Annotated in this window: 1 protein-coding gene and 1 pseudogene; one reads left to right on the top strand and one right to left on the bottom strand. The window is 60.3% G+C overall.

The features are described 5' to 3' along the window. Positions 1 to 95: 95 nt before the first annotated feature. A complete protein-coding gene (locus HGO37_RS26295; RefSeq protein ID WP_250985959.1) occupies positions 96 to 1,769 on the bottom strand; it encodes an IS66 family transposase in 1,674 nt (557 codons plus the stop codon). A 14-nt stretch (positions 1,770 to 1,783) separates the two neighbouring features. On the opposite strand from HGO37_RS26295, the pseudogene HGO37_RS26300 reads away from it, so the two are divergent. Then, a pseudogene (locus HGO37_RS26300) lies at positions 1,784 to 2,004 on the top strand (RHE_PE00001 family protein); the annotation flags it as partial.

Genomic DNA, 2,004 nt, shown 5'->3' on the forward strand with positions numbered 1-2,004 from the left:
GTAAGCGGGGCTAATCCGGTGGCAATGGCGAGAAAATCTGCAGTTTCGGGGCGCGCGCGCTGGCAGGATCGGCTGCTGAGAGGGCAAGGTGGTCGTCAGAGACGCGCCGCAACCAGGGAGGCGAGCGAGGCAATAGGATGATCTTTGTCGCTGATCCCCAGCCGATCACCCAGATAGTGCCAGAACGACAGGCCGAGCTTCTGGCAGGTCTTCGAAAGGCCCAACATGCTATCGCGCGCCTGCCGTCCGTTTCTGCTGACCGTGCCTCCGGAAATCTTCCGCTTGATGACAAAGCCGCGCAGATCTCTCTCCGACGCATTGGTGTGGAGCGGGATTTCCGGCCGCTCGAGAACCCTGAGCAGCTTCGGTTTGCGACGCCTCAGCCGAAACAGCAATTTGTCGAGATCACCGTAGCCGGTGCGGATCGAGAAAATCCGGTCGAAGCGCGCCTGCAGGCCCTTGGCCATGGCTGGGTCAGGCCTTCGTCGATAGGCTTTGAGAGCCTTGTAAAAGTGCCAGATCAGCTCTCGCAGGGTCTCGACGTGCTTCACCTGGCCGGGTGTAGCCGGCATCAGTTTTTGGAGCAGCCGTTCGGCATGGACCCAACACAGCGCGTGGGTACCAACGCGAAACTGCCCGGCATCGTCGGAGACGATCACCGCGTTTCCAACGAGGCCATGATGGCGAATGGCACCCCATATGCCGGCCTCCGCAAATGGCCGAAGCGTTTCCGTGTCGAAGATGTCGATACCATGTTCGGCGAGATGCTGGAGGAAGGGCACCTGATTGGCAAACCGCAGCGGCTCATGGGTGTTCAACCGGGCAGCAAGGGCAGGGTCAACCTGCCGGTCGTCCAGCAGCGCGAAAGCGGCGTCGTTGAGAACATAGTCCTGATAGTTGCCGCGCAGCAGGGCGAGGAAGTTCAGCCGCGACTTCGAGGGCGCCGTGCGAAAGGCTGTGAAATGCTCGCTGCCGATATGCGTTGTATGAAAATTGCGGTTGGCGTGACGGGCGCCGGTGTCGTCGACCGTCACATAGGACGCAGATACAAGGCCAGCATGCAGCACGGCGGCATCCTCCGCATGAAAGCCATCCAGCCTTTCTGTCAGAAACCGCACCACCTGGCGTTTGGAGATCTCGACACCGATGTCGTTAAGCAACGTCGTCATTCGTTGCGTCGTGACCTGGCCATACGCATGCAGCATCAGACAAAACCGCCGCAGATTGGGCCCAAAACCACCTCTTATCCCCGCAGGCAGCGGTGCTGTGATAGTGTCCCCCTCCGGCGTCACCCAGCATTCGCGTCGAAAGCGGACCACTTCCGCCCGCAGGACCAAATCCCGCACCATGCAGTCCTTGTACCCTTTGAAGCGCGATCCGGGCGGCACACTGGCAGGCAGAACCTCGTCACGCGTCACGCGCTTCGTGTCGTTCTTCGGCCCTCGCGGTCGGGGCGCCGGATCCTTGCCGGTGAGCGCCTTGTCACCCGTTGCCTTTTCCATCCCCGACGGTCTGAACGGCGGACGGGGCGGCAGGTTCTTCAGTCGCGCAATCTCGTCGCGCAGGAGCTGGTTGTCGACTTTCAGCCGTGTGTTCTCAATCCTGAGCTGGTCATTCTCGGCACGAAGGTGTTGGTTTTCAGCTTCAAGCTTTTCAATTCGGGCGTCAGCCCGGTCAGCACGCTCCACCAAGCCGGTCACGAGCTCGCGCAGCGCCTTCAGCGACAGCGTGTCAGCATGCTCGACCATGGGCAGGCGGCGCTTCGTCATAAAGGGATTGAATCATGATTCACAGAAAACAGGAATCCCTTATGCCACCGGATTTGCTCCAGGTACTGCTGAAACCGCTCAGCGACGCCACGGCAACGTTTTGTTGTCTCGATGAGCGTGTTGCCCGCTCATCCGTCGGTGCTAGCTGGTGTGAGCGCCAGAATTTTAGCGACGCCTGTGCGTCTCTGTGGATCGACGGTGAGTTGGTGCATCTCGAAGACCTCGTCCTCCATGA

Origin of the sequence: Rhizobium sp. CG4 (genome assembly GCF_023701965.1) — a bacterium.
GTDB lineage: Bacteria > Pseudomonadota > Alphaproteobacteria > Rhizobiales > Rhizobiaceae > Agrobacterium.